This window comes from Halopseudomonas oceani (assembly GCF_963677335.1).
Classification (GTDB): domain Bacteria; phylum Pseudomonadota; class Gammaproteobacteria; order Pseudomonadales; family Pseudomonadaceae; genus Halopseudomonas; species Halopseudomonas oceani.
Genome location: NZ_OY781932.1, coordinates 3,415,369 through 3,430,734, shown reverse-complemented (window position 1 = coordinate 3,430,734; position 15,366 = coordinate 3,415,369). Strand labels below are relative to the sequence as shown.

At 60.5% G+C, this 15,366-nt stretch carries 17 protein-coding genes; 9 read left to right on the top strand and 8 right to left on the bottom strand.

Annotation, left to right across the window (positions count from 1 at the left end; all coding sequences use genetic code 11):
• Positions 1-2: 2 nt before the first annotated feature.
• Entirely contained in the window at positions 3-278 is a 276-nt protein-coding gene (locus ACKPCU_RS16060) for a hypothetical protein (RefSeq protein ID WP_104737980.1), read from the bottom strand.
• 278 nt (positions 279-556) lie between these two features.
• Here ACKPCU_RS16060 and ACKPCU_RS16055 point away from each other — a divergent pair, with 278 nt between their 5' ends.
• The 7 genes from ACKPCU_RS16055 (at position 557) to ACKPCU_RS16025 (ending at position 6,977) form a co-directional block, all read left to right on the top strand.
• Positions 557-1,018, top strand: coding sequence for an outer membrane lipoprotein (locus tag ACKPCU_RS16055; RefSeq protein WP_104737979.1), 462 nt, complete (start codon positions 557-559; stop codon positions 1,016-1,018).
• A 218-nt stretch (positions 1,019-1,236) separates the two neighbouring features.
• Positions 1,237-4,029 (top strand): monovalent cation/H+ antiporter subunit A, encoded by a 2,793-nt coding sequence (locus ACKPCU_RS16050; protein ID WP_321348241.1) that lies wholly within the window; start codon positions 1,237-1,239, stop codon positions 4,027-4,029.
• On the top strand, positions 4,029-4,355 hold the full coding sequence (locus tag ACKPCU_RS16045) for a Na+/H+ antiporter subunit C (RefSeq protein ID WP_104737977.1): 327 nt from the start codon (positions 4,029-4,031) through the stop codon (positions 4,353-4,355). The genes ACKPCU_RS16050 and ACKPCU_RS16045 overlap by 1 nt, the downstream gene beginning before the upstream one ends.
• Positions 4,355-5,872 (top strand): monovalent cation/H+ antiporter subunit D, encoded by a 1,518-nt coding sequence (locus ACKPCU_RS16040; RefSeq protein WP_104737976.1) that lies wholly within the window; start codon positions 4,355-4,357, stop codon positions 5,870-5,872. Before ACKPCU_RS16045 ends, ACKPCU_RS16040 begins: the two co-directional genes overlap by 1 nt.
• Before the next feature lie 2 nt (positions 5,873-5,874).
• A complete protein-coding gene (locus ACKPCU_RS16035; protein ID WP_211287102.1) occupies positions 5,875-6,375 on the top strand; it encodes a Na+/H+ antiporter subunit E in 501 nt (166 codons plus the stop codon).
• Entirely contained in the window at positions 6,360-6,629 is a 270-nt protein-coding gene (locus tag ACKPCU_RS16030) for a K+/H+ antiporter subunit F (protein ID WP_104737974.1), read from the top strand. The genes ACKPCU_RS16035 and ACKPCU_RS16030 overlap by 16 nt, the downstream gene beginning before the upstream one ends.
• Positions 6,630-6,638: 9 nt before the next feature.
• Entirely contained in the window at positions 6,639-6,977 is a 339-nt protein-coding gene (locus ACKPCU_RS16025; protein ID WP_104737973.1) for a Na+/H+ antiporter subunit G, read from the top strand.
• A 27-nt stretch (positions 6,978-7,004) separates the two neighbouring features.
• Here the strand turns inward: ACKPCU_RS16025 and ACKPCU_RS16020 are convergent, their stop codons facing one another.
• Together ACKPCU_RS16020 and ACKPCU_RS16015 are read right to left on the bottom strand one after the other, a co-directional pair.
• On the bottom strand, positions 7,005-8,330 hold the full coding sequence (locus ACKPCU_RS16020; RefSeq protein WP_321348237.1) for a Na+/H+ antiporter NhaC family protein: 1,326 nt from the start codon (positions 8,328-8,330) through the stop codon (positions 7,005-7,007).
• A gap of 130 nt (positions 8,331-8,460) precedes the next feature.
• Positions 8,461-9,018: an OmpA family protein gene (locus ACKPCU_RS16015; protein WP_321348235.1), complete on the bottom strand. Its 558-nt coding sequence runs from the start codon at positions 9,016-9,018 to the stop codon at positions 8,461-8,463.
• Between the two features lie 154 nt (positions 9,019-9,172).
• Here ACKPCU_RS16015 and ACKPCU_RS16010 point away from each other — a divergent pair, with 154 nt between their 5' ends.
• Positions 9,173-9,814: a hypothetical protein gene (locus ACKPCU_RS16010; protein WP_321348233.1), complete on the top strand. Its 642-nt coding sequence runs from the start codon at positions 9,173-9,175 to the stop codon at positions 9,812-9,814.
• 25 nt (positions 9,815-9,839) lie between these two features.
• On the opposite strand, the gene ACKPCU_RS16005 is transcribed toward ACKPCU_RS16010, so the two are convergent.
• The 5 genes from ACKPCU_RS16005 to ACKPCU_RS15985 all read right to left on the bottom strand — a co-directional run bounded on the left by ACKPCU_RS16005 (position 9,840) and on the right by ACKPCU_RS15985 (position 14,741).
• Positions 9,840-10,541 carry an ABC transporter ATP-binding protein gene (locus ACKPCU_RS16005; RefSeq protein ID WP_104737969.1) on the bottom strand — a complete coding sequence of 234 codons (702 nt, stop codon included), beginning with the start codon at positions 10,539-10,541 and terminating at the stop codon, positions 9,840-9,842.
• A gap of 13 nt (positions 10,542-10,554) precedes the next feature.
• Positions 10,555-11,322 carry a high-affinity branched-chain amino acid ABC transporter ATP-binding protein LivG gene (gene livG / locus ACKPCU_RS16000; protein ID WP_104737968.1) on the bottom strand — a complete coding sequence of 256 codons (768 nt, stop codon included), beginning with the start codon at positions 11,320-11,322 and terminating at the stop codon, positions 10,555-10,557.
• On the bottom strand, positions 11,319-12,575 hold the full coding sequence (locus ACKPCU_RS15995) for a high-affinity branched-chain amino acid ABC transporter permease LivM (protein WP_104738002.1): 1,257 nt from the start codon (positions 12,573-12,575) through the stop codon (positions 11,319-11,321). The genes livG and ACKPCU_RS15995 overlap by 4 nt, the downstream gene beginning before the upstream one ends.
• Positions 12,575-13,501: a high-affinity branched-chain amino acid ABC transporter permease LivH gene (gene livH, locus ACKPCU_RS15990; RefSeq protein WP_104738001.1), complete on the bottom strand. Its 927-nt coding sequence runs from the start codon at positions 13,499-13,501 to the stop codon at positions 12,575-12,577. Before livH ends, ACKPCU_RS15995 begins: the two co-directional genes overlap by 1 nt.
• A gap of 112 nt (positions 13,502-13,613) precedes the next feature.
• Positions 13,614-14,741 carry a branched-chain amino acid ABC transporter substrate-binding protein gene (locus ACKPCU_RS15985; RefSeq protein ID WP_104737967.1) on the bottom strand — a complete coding sequence of 376 codons (1,128 nt, stop codon included), beginning with the start codon at positions 14,739-14,741 and terminating at the stop codon, positions 13,614-13,616.
• 308 nt (positions 14,742-15,049) lie between these two features.
• On the opposite strand from ACKPCU_RS15985, the gene ACKPCU_RS15980 reads away from it, so the two are divergent.
• The gene (locus ACKPCU_RS15980) at positions 15,050-15,352 is read left to right on the top strand and encodes a DUF2288 domain-containing protein (protein ID WP_321348228.1); all 303 of its coding nucleotides are present in this window, start codon (positions 15,050-15,052) and stop codon (positions 15,350-15,352) included.
• The last annotated feature ends 14 nt before the right edge of the window (positions 15,353-15,366 follow it).

Below are 15,366 nucleotides of genomic sequence, written 5' to 3'. Positions count from 1 at the left end.
GGTCAGACTTGGGTGCTGATCATACTCAGTGTCAGAGCCATCGTCAGACATACGGTACCGACGCTGTAGAACAGACGGTTGATACGCTGGTCGCGTTGCAGGTTCAGGTCTGACGTGCTGGCTGGCAAGGTAGCCAGGCGCTGGCGGCCCAGGCTGCTGCGCAGTTGGGTGGCAATCCACAGCCAGCTGCCATTGATGGCGAAGAACAGCGCCAGACCGTTGAGGACCAGCGCCGGGTTTTCAAGGTAGTACAACCAAGCTGCCTGTAGTGGAAACATGGCAGAACCTCCGGTGTCTCGGATTCGGGCAACCAGGTTCTATTGGTTTTTTTGTTGGTTACGACGAAACGCAAAAGAATGTTTAGGCGCGCCGCTCTCAGCGCGTCTATTGATAAGCGCGGCCGATGTTATGCCACGGCGCGATTAAATTCGACTCGGATTGATCAAAATCCGATCAACGGTTTGCCCGCAAGACGGCCAGTATTGCCTGTTGACAATACAGCGCGCACCCTTGCGGAATAGGCCTGAGTAAAAGGCGCGATAACTGAGGTGTCGTTATGAAAAAGCGGTATGTGGTAACCCTGATGCTTAGCGCAGTTCTGGCGCTGGGTGGTTGTGCCTCCTCGCTGACCGGCGATGTGTACAGCCGTGATGACGCGCGTGCGCCGCAAACCGTGCGCATGGGGACAGTTGAGTCAGTGCGTTTGGTGCAGATCGAAGGCACCAAGACGGTCATCGGTCCGGCCGCGGGTGCGGCTATCGGTGGTGTGGCCGGCAGCAGTGTTGGTGGCGGCAAAGGCAGCGCCATTGCTGCCATCGTCGGTGCTCTGGCCGGTGGCGTGGCTGGCGCCGCTGCCGAGGAAGGTATCACCCGCACCCAGGGCGTGGAAATTACCGTCCATGAAGACGGCGGCTATACTCGTGCCTATGTTCAGGAAGTGGCAGAAGGCGTGAACTTTGCTCCCGGTGACCGTGTGCGCATCATGTCGGTGAATGGGCAGTCCAGGGTGGTCAAGTAGGCCCTGGCAGCCTCTGCGGGCGGCAATGCCCCGTTGCCGCCTCGCTGGCGCTACGCATTTTGTAACGGATTCAGCGGCTTGCGTTGATCGATGGTGTCAACTTGCCCCTATAATGGCTTGCACTTCCTGACCTGGATTGCCCGGCAATATATGCCTTGATGCGGTGTTGTCCGTGCTGGGTTGGAGGTCGCAATGGCCATATAAGGAGTAAGTCCTGCATGACCCTGGCGCTGATCGTCGTTCTTCCGCTGCTTGGCAGCCTGCTTCCACTGTTGTTCAAGAACCAAGGGCGCTCGCTCTGTGCTGCAATGGCCATGGTGGCCCCCGTTGTTGGGCTGGCGCTGCTTTGGCGTCATGTTGATGCGGTTTTTGCTGGCAACACTCTGATTCAGTCCTGGCCCTGGCTCAGCGAGCTGGGTCTCAACATCAGTTTTCGGCTTGATGGCCTGAGCTTTCTGTTTGCCCTGATGATTCAGGGGATCGGCCTGCTGGTCATTCTGTACGCCCGCTATTACCTTTCCAAGAACGACCCTATGGGGCGTTTCTTCTGTTATCTCCAGTTGTTCATGTCGGCCATGCTCGGTGTGGTGCTGTCCGAGAATCTGCTGCTGATGATGGTGTTCTGGGAGATGACCAGCCTGTCATCCTTCCTGCTGATCGGCTACTGGTCGCATTCCACTGATGCGCGCAAGGGCGCGCGTATGGCGCTGGCCGTCACTGGTGCCGGCGGTCTGGCGCTGCTGGCCGGCATCCTGCTGCTCGGCCAGGTCGTCGGCAGCTACGAGCTGACAGATGTGTTCGCGGCGGGGGAGCAGATTCGTCAGCACGCGCTGTATCCGGTAATCCTGGTGCTGGTACTGCTGGGCGTGTTCACCAAGTCGGCGCAGTTTCCCTTCCACTTCTGGCTACCGCACGCGATGGCGGCGCCGACGCCGGTTTCTGCCTATCTGCATTCGGCGACCATGGTCAAGGCCGGGGTGTTCCTGCTGGCGCGCCTGTATCCGGCGCTGGCCGGCACCGACTTGTGGTTCTACATAGTCAGCAGCGCCGGTATGGCGACATTGCTGGTGGGGGCCTGCACCGCGCTGTTTCAGCATGATCTCAAGGGGCTGCTGGCCTACTCGACCATCAGTCATCTGGGGCTGATTACCCTGCTGTTTGGCCTCGACACCCGGCTGGCCGCGGTGGCGGCGGTATTCCATATCATCAACCATGCAACCTTCAAGGCCTCGCTGTTTATGGCTGCCGGAATCATCGATCACGAGACCGGCACCCGCGATATGCGGCGTATCAACGGGCTGCTTCGCTTCATGCCGCATACGGCGGCGCTGGCGATGGTCGCGGCGTCGGCGATGGCGGGGGTTCCGCTGCTCAACGGCTTCCTCAGTAAGGAAATGTTCTTCACCGAAACCCTGGAACAGCACATGCTCGGCAACTGGAGCTGGCTGATCCCGCTCGGGGCGACCCTCGGTGGGGTCTTCTCGGTGGCGTATTCGCTGCGCTTCGTGCACGACGTGTTTTTCAACGGCAAGCCGGTGAATCTGCCCAAGTACCCGCCCCACGAGCCGCCGCGCTATATGCGGGTGCCAGTCGAGATTCTGGTGGTCATGTGCCTGGCGGTGGGGCTGGCGCCAGGCTTCACCGTTGCCGGTCTGCTGGCTGTGGCTGCCGAGTCGACAGTGGGCAATGCGCTGCCCGAGTACAGTCTGGCGATCTGGCATGGCTTCAATCTGCCGCTGCTGATGAGCTTTTCCGCTATGGTGCTGGGCATTTTGGTCTACTCGCTGCGTCGTCCGCTGTTCGACTGGTACGCCCGTCAGCGTGATGTGGATGCCAAGTTGGTCTTTGAGGCCGCTGTGCAGCGCCTGGTGCGCGGTGCGGGCCAGGTAACCTTGTTGCTGGAGAACGCCTCGCTGCAGCGCTACCTGCTCTGCCTGTTGTTTGCCGCGCTGGTGGTGACTGGCTTCTGGTTGGTGCAGCTGCCCGCTCTGCGTGGTTCGGTGGCGCTGACGCCAATTGACGGCGTGACCCTGGCGGGAGCAGTGGTGATGATGCTCAGTGCAGTCGCGACCGTCTACTGGCACCGTCTGCGGCTGGTCTCTCTGGTCATGCTCAGCGTGGTTGGTCTGGGTGTGGTGCTGGCCTTTGCCCGCTTTGCTGCTCCGGATCTGGCACTCACCCAGATCTCGGTTGAGGTGGTGACCATCGTTTTGCTGATGCTGGCGCTGTTTTTCCTGCCGGCGCGTACCCCGCGCGAATCTTCTGGCCTGCGCCGCAGCCGTGATCTGGTCATAGCGCTGCTGTGCGGCACGCTGGTCGGTGCGTTGGCCTTTGCCGTGCTAACCCGGCCGTATGACAGCATCGCCGACTTCTTCCTCGCCAACAGTGTCACCGGTGGTGGTGGTCACAACGTGGTGAACGTCATCCTGGTCGACTTCCGTGGCTTCGATACGATGGGTGAAATCAGCGTGCTCGCCATCGCCGCTATCGCCATCTACGCCCTGATCGACGGTCTGCGCCTGCGCATTCCCGGCGCCGACAGTCTTGGCAAGCCCTGGGCACACCGTGGCGACCTGCTGATGCTGGTCAATCTGTCCCACCTGCTGCTGCCGCTGGCGCTGATGATCTCGGTCTACATCTTCCTGCGCGGCCACAATCTGCCTGGGGGCGGCTTTATCGCCGGCCTGATCACCGCGGTTGCGCTGATTCTGCAGTACGTTGCCAGTGGTGAAGCCTGGACCTCCCAGCGCTGGCCAGTGAATTATCACTGGTTGGCTGGCGCCGGTGTGCTGATCGCTGGTGCCACGGGGCTGGGTAGCTGGGTGTTCGGCTATCCGTTCCTGACCAGTGCGTTTGATCATTTCCACATTCCGCTGATAGGCGACATCGAATTGGCGACCGCGATGCTGTTTGATCTGGGCGTGTACCTCACCGTGGTAGGCGCAACGCTGCTGATTCTGGCGAATCTCGGCAAGCTGTCGCAGCCGCGCGTAGCAGAAGGAGGATACTGATGGAATTGTTGTATGCCCTGGCACTGGCTGTGCTGACCAGTTGCGGGATTTACCTGATGCTGCGTGCGCGTACTTTCCCGGTAGTGGTTGGGTTGGCGCTACTGAGTTATGCGGTGAACCTGTTTTTATTCGCAATGGGACGGCTGGGTGATGCCGCTCCTGCAGTCCTCGGGAAGGCCGAGGTCTATGCTGATCCGCTACCGCAGGCGCTGGTACTGACGGCGATTGTCATCGGCTTTGCCATGACGGCCTACGCGCTGGTACTGGCGCTGCGGGCGCAGGGCGAGCTGGACAGCGATCACGTTGACGGCAAGGGAGACCATTGATGAGTCACCTGCCAATCCTGCCAGTTCTGGTGCCGATGTTTGCCGGTGCGCTGCTGCTGGTGCTCGGCGCAAGCATGGATACCAAACGGGCGCTGTCGTTGTTGGCGACCTTTCTGCAAATTCCGCTGGCGGCGATGCTGCTGGTCGAGGCAGGGCAGGGCATCAGTGTCTACGCGCTAGGCAACTGGATGCCGCCGTTCGGCATTGTGCTGGTGGTCGACCGCCTCAGTGCACTGTTGCTGCTGGTAACCGCGGTGCTGGCCTCGGCGGCGCTGATCTACGCGGTGCGCGGCGATGACGCTGCCGGACGCAATTTCCATCCGTTGTTCCAGTTTCAGTTGATGGGTATCAACGGCGCCTTCCTCACCGGTGACCTGTTCAACCTGTTCGTATTCTTCGAGATTTTGCTGATCTCGTCTTATGCTCTGCTATTGCATGGCGCGGGTTCGGCACGGGTGCGCGCCGGCCTGCATTACCTGTTGCTCAATCTGACCGGGTCGGCACTGTTTCTGATTGCCGTTGGCACCCTGTATGGTGTGACCGGCACACTGAACATGGCCGACATGGCACTCAAGGTGCGGGCGCTGGATCCGGCTGACGCGCCGCTGGTGGGCGCGGCGGGCATGCTGTTGCTGGTTGTCTTCGGTCTGAAGACGGCAGTTTTTCCACTCTACTTCTGGTTACCCCGTGCGTATGCTGCCGCCGGTGCCCCGGTCGCTGCGTTGTTTGCGATCATGACCAAGGTCGGGCTGTACTCGATTTTGCGGGTCTACACCCTGATTTTTGGGGCCGAGGCAGGCGAACTGGCGAACATGGCTCTGCATTGGTTGTGGCCGTTGGCGCTGGTGACATTGCTGCTCGGAGCGATCGGTGCACTGGCTGCTAGCACCTTGAGTGCCCTGACTGCTTACCTGGTGGTTGTATCGGTCGGCACCATGCTGGCTGGTTTGGCGCTGGGGACTGCTGAGGCATTGCAGGCGACGCTGTTCTACCTGATTCACTCGACCTGGATTACCGGCGCCATGTTCCTGTTCACCGGCATCATCCAGCGCATTCGCGGTCCACGTTTCTCGGCGCGGTTGGTTTCCGGGCCACAGTTGCCTTTCCCGATGCTGATGGGCGGTGTGTTTTTCCTTATTGCCATGTCCATCGTCGGGATGCCGCCGCTGTCCGGTTTCCTTGGCAAGTTGATGTTGTTGGGTGCGGCGGGGCAGGGCAACGCGGCCGCCTGGCTGTATGCGGCGGTACTGGGCAGCGGGCTGCTTGGTCTGGTAGCGCTCAGCCGAGCCGGCAGCACCCTGTTCTGGCGGCAGACTGATCAGGCCGCCAGCGGTGAGCCGGTGGACGGTGCGCGCATGGGGGCTGTGGTACTGCTGTTGCTTGGAAGTCCGCTACTGGTTGTGCTGGCCGGACCTCTGCTGGGCTATTTGGGGCAGACGGCTGAGCAGTTGCTGCTGCCGCAGATCTACATCGATGCTGTGCTGTCGCAGGTACCAGTTGGAGGAGCTACACCATGAAAATGCCTGATCGCGTTTTCCCTCATCCCTGGCTGAGCGTTTCGCTGCTGATCGGCTGGCTGCTGCTGATGAATTCGGTATCGTTCGGCAATCTGATCATGGCCGCCCTGCTGGCATGCCTGATTCCCTGGCTGACCCATGTATTCTGGCCCCGCTCACCCCATCGCTTGCGGTTTGGCCAGTTGCTGGTATTCGTCTGCCGGGTGCTCAGCGATATCCTGCTGGCCAATCTGCAAGTGGCCAGGTTAATTCTCGGGCCGCGCCGGCAGCTGCGGCCGGCGTTTGTCCACTATCCGCTGCAGTTGCAGCAGGATTTTTCGATCAGCGTGCTGGCCAGCACTATTTCGCTGACGCCCGGGACAGTGTCGGCCGATATCAGTCCGGATCGCAGTACCCTGCTGATTCACGGTCTGGATGTGGGCGATGAGCAGGCGCTGATCGATCATATCCGCCAGCGTTATGAAGAACCCATTCGGGAGATTTTCGAATGCTCGACACCGTAATTCTGCTCTGTCTGGGCATCATCACCGCTGCTCTGCTGCTGACCTTTGCCCGGTTAATCAAGGGGCCGGATCTGCCTGATCGGATTCTTGCGCTCGATACTCTCTATATCAACGGCATCGCGCTGATCATGCTGCTCGGTCTGTATCTGGACTCAAATCTGTTCTTTGAAGCGGCGCTGTTGATTGCAGTAATGGGGTTCGTCAGTACCGTTGCCATCGCCAAGCACTTGTTGCGCGGCAACATCATTGAATAGGAGCGTGCCATGAGCGATGCGAGCTGGGTGGAATGGCTGGTCGCAGCGTTGCTGCTGACCGGGAGCCTGTTTGCGCTGGTTGGCGCGATCGGGCTGTTCAAGCTGCCGGACTTTTTTATGCGCCTGCATGGGCCAACCAAGGCAACCACGCTGGGGGTGGGAGCGCTGGTGCTGGGGTCGATGGCGTATTTCAGTGCCCAAAGTGGCAGCATCAGCCTGCACGAGCTGCTGATTACCTTCTTTCTGTTCCTGACCGCACCGGTCAGCGCCAATATGCTGGCCAAGGCTGCCATGCACGAAAAGCTGCGCCGCGAGCCTCGTACTCGCGGCGAACCCTGGGACCAATAGGGACGCAGCAGGCTGCGTCCCGGGCAATCATGCCGCTGGTGTCGTGGGCTTGAGGCGCGGCAGGCCGAAGGCGATCGCCAGTACTGCCATCAGACCAAGCAGCCAGCAGTAGTGCACCTGGCTGATCAGCAGCATTGGTGACAGCGCCGCCAGCGAGCCGGCGAGCAGAATCTGTGCGCCATAGGGAATCAGGCCCTGAATCACGCAGGAAAAGATGTCGAGTAGGCTGGCGCTGCGGCGCGGGTCTACCTGGTAGTGGTCAGCCAGATCCTTCGCGACACTGCCGCTGATGATGATGGCGACAGTGTTGTTGGCGACAAACAGGTTGGTCAGGCTGACCAGTCCGGCGATCCCGGTTTCTCCGCTGCGACGGCCCGCAGAGCGCGAGGTCAGCGCCTGAATGCGCTCGCGTAGCCAGTCCAGCCCGCCTTCCTGCTTCATGATGGCCGACAGGCCACCAATCAGCATCGACAAAATGGTGATCTCCAGCATCCCGGCGAAGCCCTGGTAGATGTCGTTGCCGTAGCTGGCCAGCGCGTAGTCCGGCTTGACCAGCATGCCGGTCACGCCAGACAGGATGATGCCGGTCATCAGCACGATCATGACGTCGAGCCCGCACAGGGCCAGAACCAGAACGCTCAGATACGGTAGTACCAGCCAGGGGTTGTAGGCCTCAACGGCGGCGGCCCCGTGAGCATCGCCGACTACAAACAGCACTGCCAGGGTCAGCAGCATGGCGGGCAGGGCAATAATCAGGTTGAGACGGAACTTGTCGCGCATGCCGACACCCTGGGTCCGGGTGGCAGCGATGGTGGTGTCGGAGATGATCGACAGGTTGTCTCCGGCCATCGCTCCGCCAATTACCGCGCCAACCGCCAGCGGAATCGACAGGCCCGTAGCCTCGGCAAAGCCAAGGGCAATGGGCACCAGTGCACCGATGGTCCCCATTGAGGTGCCCATCGCAGTGGAAATGAAGGCGGCAATCACAAACAGGCCCGGCAGGATCAGGCTCGGTGGCAGTACGCTGAGGCCCATGTTCACGGTGGCGTCGACGCCGCCAATTGCTTTGGTCACGCTGGAGAAGGCGCCTGCCAGCAGAAATACCAGCGCCATAGTGATGATGTTGCGATCACCTATGCCGTCAATAAAGGTCTGCAGGTTCTCGCGGTAGCTCGGTTTGGCTAGCAGAAGCCCGAGGATGATGGCGGGCAGTATCGCGACCGGGGCCTTGATCTGATAGAACGCGAAGTCGGTGCCGGACAGGCTGTAGTAAATGCCGCTGCCGAGGAAAATCAGCAGGAACAGCAACAGCGGGAGCAGGGCTGAGGCCCTGGGATGTACGGGTTTAGGCATGGGTTGTCTCTGACAGCAAAGGGACACGTCGGGTCTGTCGACGATGGCCGCGCAGTGTAGCAGAGGCTGTCAGGCTCAAGTATGCAACTGGTCGGGAGCTGGCGGGCCACTGTGACCCGCCTGGTCAGACTCAGGGTGCCAGAGCAACGCTGGAAGCAGGTAGGCGCGGGGCAATGTTGATGACTACGCGGCGGTTCTGCTCACGCCCGGCGGCGGTAGCGTTGTCACCACGCGGGTCGGCTTCGCCAAGGCTGATCAATTCCATGTTGTTGCGGCTGACGCCGCCGAGCTGCAGCACGCTGGCAACCGCTTGTGCGCGTTCCAGACTGAGACGCTGGTTTATGGTGTCATCGCCCAGGCTGTCGCTGTAACCGGTCACCTGGATGTGACTGTCGGTAGCGCCGCGCAGCAGCTTGGCAACCCGGGACAGCGGGACCAGCCCGGAGGGCAGCAGCAGGGTGCGCTTGGGGTGGAAGTTGCCATTGACCGGGATGATCAGACGCACGTTGTCGCCGTCGCGTTCAATCTCGTAACGCTCTTCTGCGGCAATGGTATTAAGTTCGTCGATGTGCAAGTGCACCCAAGGGGTGACCTGCGGCGGCGGTGGCGGAGGGGTTGCCTTGGTGCTGGAGCAGGCGGTCAGCAGAATCAGGGCACTTCCGAGTGAAATGGCAGAAAGCAGTTTCATTGTTATATATCCACACGCAGTTCGGGAACCAAATGCGCTTGCTGGAATCGCAAGCGGGACGATGCGGCACAGGTTACCATTGGCGTGGTGGTTTGTGAGCTGCCGTATGTCATGATTCACGCCTGAGTCCGCTTAACGCAAAGGAGTTCACAGATTGAGTCCGATTCGCTGGGGTATAGCGGCCTTGGTGTCGCCATTGCTGCTGACCGGTTGTGGCGTCATGCAGGGAGTCTGGAGTGGTGAACAGCAGCGGTTGAGCGGCTTGCTGGAGCGCAGCAACGGCGGTTTTGTACTCCGTGAATGTGGTAGCCAACGCGTGATTCCGCTGGTCGAGTCAGAAAACGTGAGCGCGATCTACCTGCAAGCCAGTCAGCCTGGCCAAACGGCGATCTTTACCGATCTGACCGGCCAGCTTGATCGGCATGGCCGTCTGCATCCTGATCAGGTGCTGCGCATGCAGTCACATGGGCGTGGTTGTAGTGATGACAGCGCACGTACCGCGCAGTGGGTTGCGCAGGGATACCAGCCGGTCTGGCAGGCCTGGTTGTCTCCGGGCGGGTTGGTGCGTTTTGATGGCGAGCTGACTTACCCGGCGCGTTCCGTGGTGATCGAACAGCTACCCGATGGCGCACTGAATGCGGCCAGTCTGCCTGATCATCAGGTCGAGTTGTGGCTGTATCCGCAACCCTGCCAGGACCCGACGACAGGGGACTATTTCCACCTGCGCGCCACGCTGCTGGTCAACGGCGAGCAACTGCGTGGTTGTGGCTACCAGGGTGCTCTGGTCACGCCCTGATAGCCACAGCGGCTGCTGCCAGGCATCAGCCGCCGAGGTAGGCCTTGCGCACTTCCGGGTCGGCCAGCAGTGCCTCGCCGCTGTCTTCCAGCACGATATGACCGTGCTCCATTACGTAACCTCGGTCAGCCAGTTTGAGCGCCTGGTTGGCGTTCTGTTCGACCAGAAAGACGGTAACGCCCTGCTGGCGCAGCTGTTCGATGATATCGAAGATCTGCTGGATGATGATGGGCGCCAGGCCCAGTGACGGCTCGTCCAGCAGCAGCAGGCGCGGCTTGCTCATCAGTGCTCGGCCGATCGCGAGCATCTGTTGCTCGCCGCCGGACATGGTCCCGGCGCGCTGCTGGTAGCGCTCCTTCAGTCGTGGGAACAGCGTCAGCACCGTGTCGAGCTGAACCTGACGGGTTTCCCGGTCACTGAAAAAGGCCCCCATACTCAGGTTTTCCTCGACCGTCAGGCGCGAGAACACGCGGCGTCCTTCCGGCACGATGGCAATTTCCTTGCGCATGATTTCGGCGGTGGTCAGGCCGGTCAGTTCGTCGCCTTCGTAGCGAATACTGCCGGTTGTGGCCTTGGGGTCGCCGCACAGAGTCATCAGCAGGGTGGTTTTGCCGGCGCCGTTGGCGCCGATCAGGGTAACGATTTCGCCGCGACGTACCTCAAGGTTGACGTCATGCAGCGCCTGAATCTTCCCGTAGTGGGTCGACACGTTCTTCATGTACAGCATGCGGTGCTTTCCCTCAGGTCTCGCCCAGATAGGCTTTGATGACGTCCGGATTCTGCTTGATCTCGTCCGGGGTGCCGGCGGCTAGCGGGCGGCCCTGGTTGATTACGACGATGTGGTCGGAAATGCTCATAACCAGCTTCATGTCATGCTCGATCAGCAGCACGGTAATTTGGTGCTCATCGCGCAGTTCACTGATCAGCGTCTTGAGGTCGTCAGTCTCCTTCGGATTCAGGCCGGCGGCGGGTTCATCAAGCATCAGCAGTTTCGGCCGAGTCACCATGCAGCGGGCGATCTCCAGCCGACGCTGCTGGCCGTAGGCCAGAGTGTTGGCCGGGCGGTTGGCAAACTCGCGTAGGTCGACACGGTCTAGCCAGAATGCGGCGCGCTCCATCGCCTCCTGCTCGCTGCGGCGGTAGCCCGGGGTCTTGAACAGACCCGCCAGCAGGTTGGTTTTCATGTGCTGGTGCTGCGCTACCAGCAGGTTTTCCACTACGGTCATTTCCTTGAACAGGCGCACGTGCTGGAAGGTGCGGATCATGCCGCGACGGGCGACCTTGAAACCGGGCATGCCCTGAATCTCGCGGCCATCGAAGACGATTTTGCCGCCGCTCGGCTTGTAGAAGCCGGTCAGGCAGTTGAACACGGTCGTCTTGCCGGCCCCATTGGGGCCGATCATCGACACGATCTGACCGGGTTGGACGCTGAGGTGAACGCCGTCAACGGCCAGCAGGCCGCCGAAGCGCATGGTCAGGCCCGATACGTCGAGAAGGGGGCGGCTCATGTACGTAACTCCATGTGCGGACGGCTCATCGGCAGCAGACCCTGCGGTCGCCAGATCATCATCAGGACCATCATCAGGCCGAACAGCAGCATGCGGTATTCATCAAATTCGCGCGCCATCTCCGGCAGGATGGTCATGATGATCGCGGCCAGAATGACGCCGACCTGTGACCCCATGCCGCCGAGTACCACAATGGCGAGGATGATGGCGGACTCAATGAAGGTGAACGATTCCGGGCTGATGAAGCCCTGGCGTGCGGCGAAGAAGCAGCCAGCAAAGCCGGCGAAGCTGGCGCCGATGGTGAAGGCACCCAGCTTGACGGCAGTCGGGTTGATGCCCAGTGCGCGGCAGGCGATCTCATCTTCGCGCAGGGCTTCCCAGGCACGACCGATCGGCATGCGCAGCAGGCGGTTGATCACAAACAGGGTGATCAGCACCAGTAGTAGGGCCAGCAGGTAGAGGAAGATCACCCGATGCTCGGAGTTGTAGCTGATGCCGACAAACTCATGGAAGCTCTGCATGCCTTCGCTGGCGCGGCGGCTGAATTCCAGACCAAACAGGGTCGGTTTGGGGATGCCGCCGATGCCGTTCGGGCCGTTGGTCAGCCAGGTCATGTTGTTCAGCAGGATGCGGATGATCTCGCCGAAGCCGAGCGTCACGATGGCCAGATAGTCGCCACGCAGGCGCAGTACCGGGAAGCCGAGCAGGAAGCCGAACAGGGCAGCCAGGCAACCGGCGATCAGTAGACCAGTCCAGAAGCCGACATCGAAGTACATCGCCATCAACGCGTAGCCATACGCGCCAACCGCGTAGAAGCCGACGTAGCCGAGGTCCAGCAGGCCGGCCAGACCCACCACGATGTTCAGACCCAGGCCCAGCATCACGTAGATCAGCACCAGGGTGCCGAGGTCGGTTCCGCTACGATTGGACAGAAACGGCCAGATGATGGCAGCGGCAATCATGAAACACCAGAAGAGACGGCGTATGGCCGGCTTGCTGGCAAACTGATTCATGCTTTCAGGTGCTTTGGGCAGGCCCGGTAGTCCCTTCCACAGCGCACTGAGCTGATCGCGGAACAGGTTAAAGCAGAACAGGAAGGCGGCGGCAGCGCCGATTTTCCAGTACACGTCTGGCCCGGCGCCAACCAATGCCAGGGTTGTTCCCTGCTGATCAAGGCGTATGCCGAGCAGCAGGCCGGTCAGAATGGTAACGACGACGGCAGAGATGATCGCCGGTTTGAGGTTTGCGCGGATCATACCTTCTCCACCTCCGGGCGCCCGAGGATGCCACTGGGGCGGAACAGCAAAATCAGAATCAGCAGGCCAAAGGAGACCACATCCTTGTATTCGGTACTGAAGTAACCGGCGGTCATTGATTCGGTTACGCCCAGCAGCAGGCCACCAAGTACGGCCCCCGGGATGCTGCCAATTCCGCCAAGTACGGCGGCGGTGAAGGCCTTGAGACCGGCCATGAAGCCGATGTAGGGATTGATTACGCCGTAGTACATGCCCAGCAGGACACCGGCAACGGCTGCCAGTGCAGCGCCGATAACGAACGTCAGGGCGATGACGGCGTTGGTGTTGATGCCAAGCAGGTTGGTCATCTTCAGGTCTTCGGCGCAGGCACGGCAGGCGCGGCCCATGCGTGACCGGGAGATGAACAGGGTCAGCAGGGTCATGGTGACCAGGGTGACGACGAAGATGACCATCTGCATGTAGGAGAGGGTCGCGTGGAAGCCATCGTGTGGCCCCAGGTCGACGCCGCCGCTGATCAGGGTTGGCATGGCGATGTCGCGCGAGCCCTGGGCTATACGCACCAGGTTTTGCAGGAAGATCGACATACCGATGGCGGAAATCAGCGGAATCAGGCGGTTGCCGCCGCGCAGCGGGCGGTAGGCGACACGTTCGATGCTGTAGCCGTAAGCGCTGGTCACCATCATGCTGATGGCAAACGCCGCGACGATCATCACCGGCACCGACTCGATACCGAACATCGCCAGCGCGGCAATGACGATAAAGGTGATGTAGCTGCCGATCATGTACACCTCGCCATGGGCGAAGTTGATCATGCCGATGATGCCGTAGACCATGGTGTAGCCAATGGCGATCAGGGCGTAGGTGCTGCCGACGGTCAGACCGTTGAGCAACTGTTGAATAAGGTAATAAAGGGACTCTGGCATGGCCATGACACCGAAGGGACAAGGGAAACAGTGCTGGTCCGCACAGGCGTGCGTTCGACGCTAAAAAAGCGGGCCTGCCAACGCAGGGTTGGGCAGGCCCGTTGCGGGTCGATTACTCGGTCAGTGCGGTCTTGCTGGCGTCAGCGTGCCATTCATAGACGACGAAGTTGAAGTCCTTCAGGTCGCCCTTTTCATCGAAGCTGAGAGTGCCGGTCGGGGTTTCGAAGCTGTTGCTGCGCAGGGCGTCAGCTACGGCTTCGGTGTCGGTGCTGTCAGCGATCCGAATACCGTCGGCAATGACCTGGACTGCTGCGTAGGCCGGGAACACGAACGGACCGGAGGGGTCTTCGTTTTTGGCCTTGAATGCCTCAACCAAGTGGGCGTTCTTCGGGTCCTGATCGAAAGCTTTCGGCAGGGTCACCAGCAGGCCTTCCGATGCTTCACCGGCGATCGCGGAGATGTCAGTGTTACCGACGCCTTCCGGACCCATGAAGCGAACGTCCAGACCCTGTTCGCCAGCCTGGCGCAGGATCAGGCCGAGTTCGGGGTGATAGCCGCCGTAGTAGACGAAGTCCACGTCGGCCTGGCGCAGCTTGGCGATCAGGGCAGAGAAGTCCTTGTCGCCGGCGGTGATGCCTTCGAATACCGGTACTTCAACGTCATTGGCCAGCAGCACATCACGCACGGCGGTTGCAATACCTTCGCCGTATTGCTGCTTATCATGGATGACGGCAACTTTCTGCGGGTGGATGTGCTCGACGATATAGTTGCCGGCGGTCGGGCCCTGCAGGCTGTCCAGGCCGATGGTACGGAAGACCATCTGGTAGCCGCGGTCGGTGATCTCAGGGCTGGTAGAGGCCGCAGTGATCATCAGGATGCCTTCTTCCTCATAGATATCGGATGCGGGCTGGGTCGAGCTGGAGCAGAGGTGACCAACCACAAAGCTGATGCCCTCATTGACGATCCGGTTGGCCACCGCCACGGCCTGCTTCGGATCACAGGCATCGTCAAACACCACACCTTCGAGCTGGGCACCGTTTACGCCGCCAGCGTTGTTGATCTGCTCAATGGCCATCTTGGCGCCAATGAACTGCATGTCTCCATACTGGGCAACCGGGCCGGTAACGGGGCCGGCCAGAGCGATCTTGATGGTGTCCGCTGCGACTGCACAGGTGCTGGCGCCAACCAGCGCCGCTGCGGCGATCATCCGGGAAAGTGCTTTTTTGTGTGCCATTTTCATGTCATCTGCTCACTTATGTTGTTATGCCGAAAAAGGGGTCGGTGCAGTGCTTCGTAATAGAACGCGACATCGGTTCGGAACTGTACCGGCGCAGTTTAGCAACCGTCCTGTGGCCAATGGAATCTGGGTTGTGCAAAAAATAAACCCATGTCCTCAAACTGCAATAATCTGTCTTTATGGCGACATCTTCGGATCAAGAATAGCCATTTATGCAGAACCTGCGTCATCTGAAGTACAACAGTGGCTTGCGTTACGGCGCGAGGGCATTAGTATTCTGCGGCTTAAACCAAGGGAGACTGTGAGCGAGTATGACGGTATCAGATGAAGCCTACGCGGCGATTCTTGGCGCGACTGCGCAGATCGAATGGAAGGTGCTGGAGCCGCATTTTGCCCGCGGCGACCTGCTGGCAGTCGATGCGGCGCTGGATCTGGTGCAAGTGGCGGCGGCGATGATGGAGGACAACAGCGAAGCAATCAAAGGCTGGATGGACTCTGGCAAGCTGCAGGTGGCAAGCGACAGTTGCGCTGCCGATTGGGCCGAGCGTAATCCGGATACCCTGTGGGCGGTGGTGATTCGGCCCTGGGTGCTGGTGCAGGAGCGGGCGGCCTGATCGGTCTGCTTAAC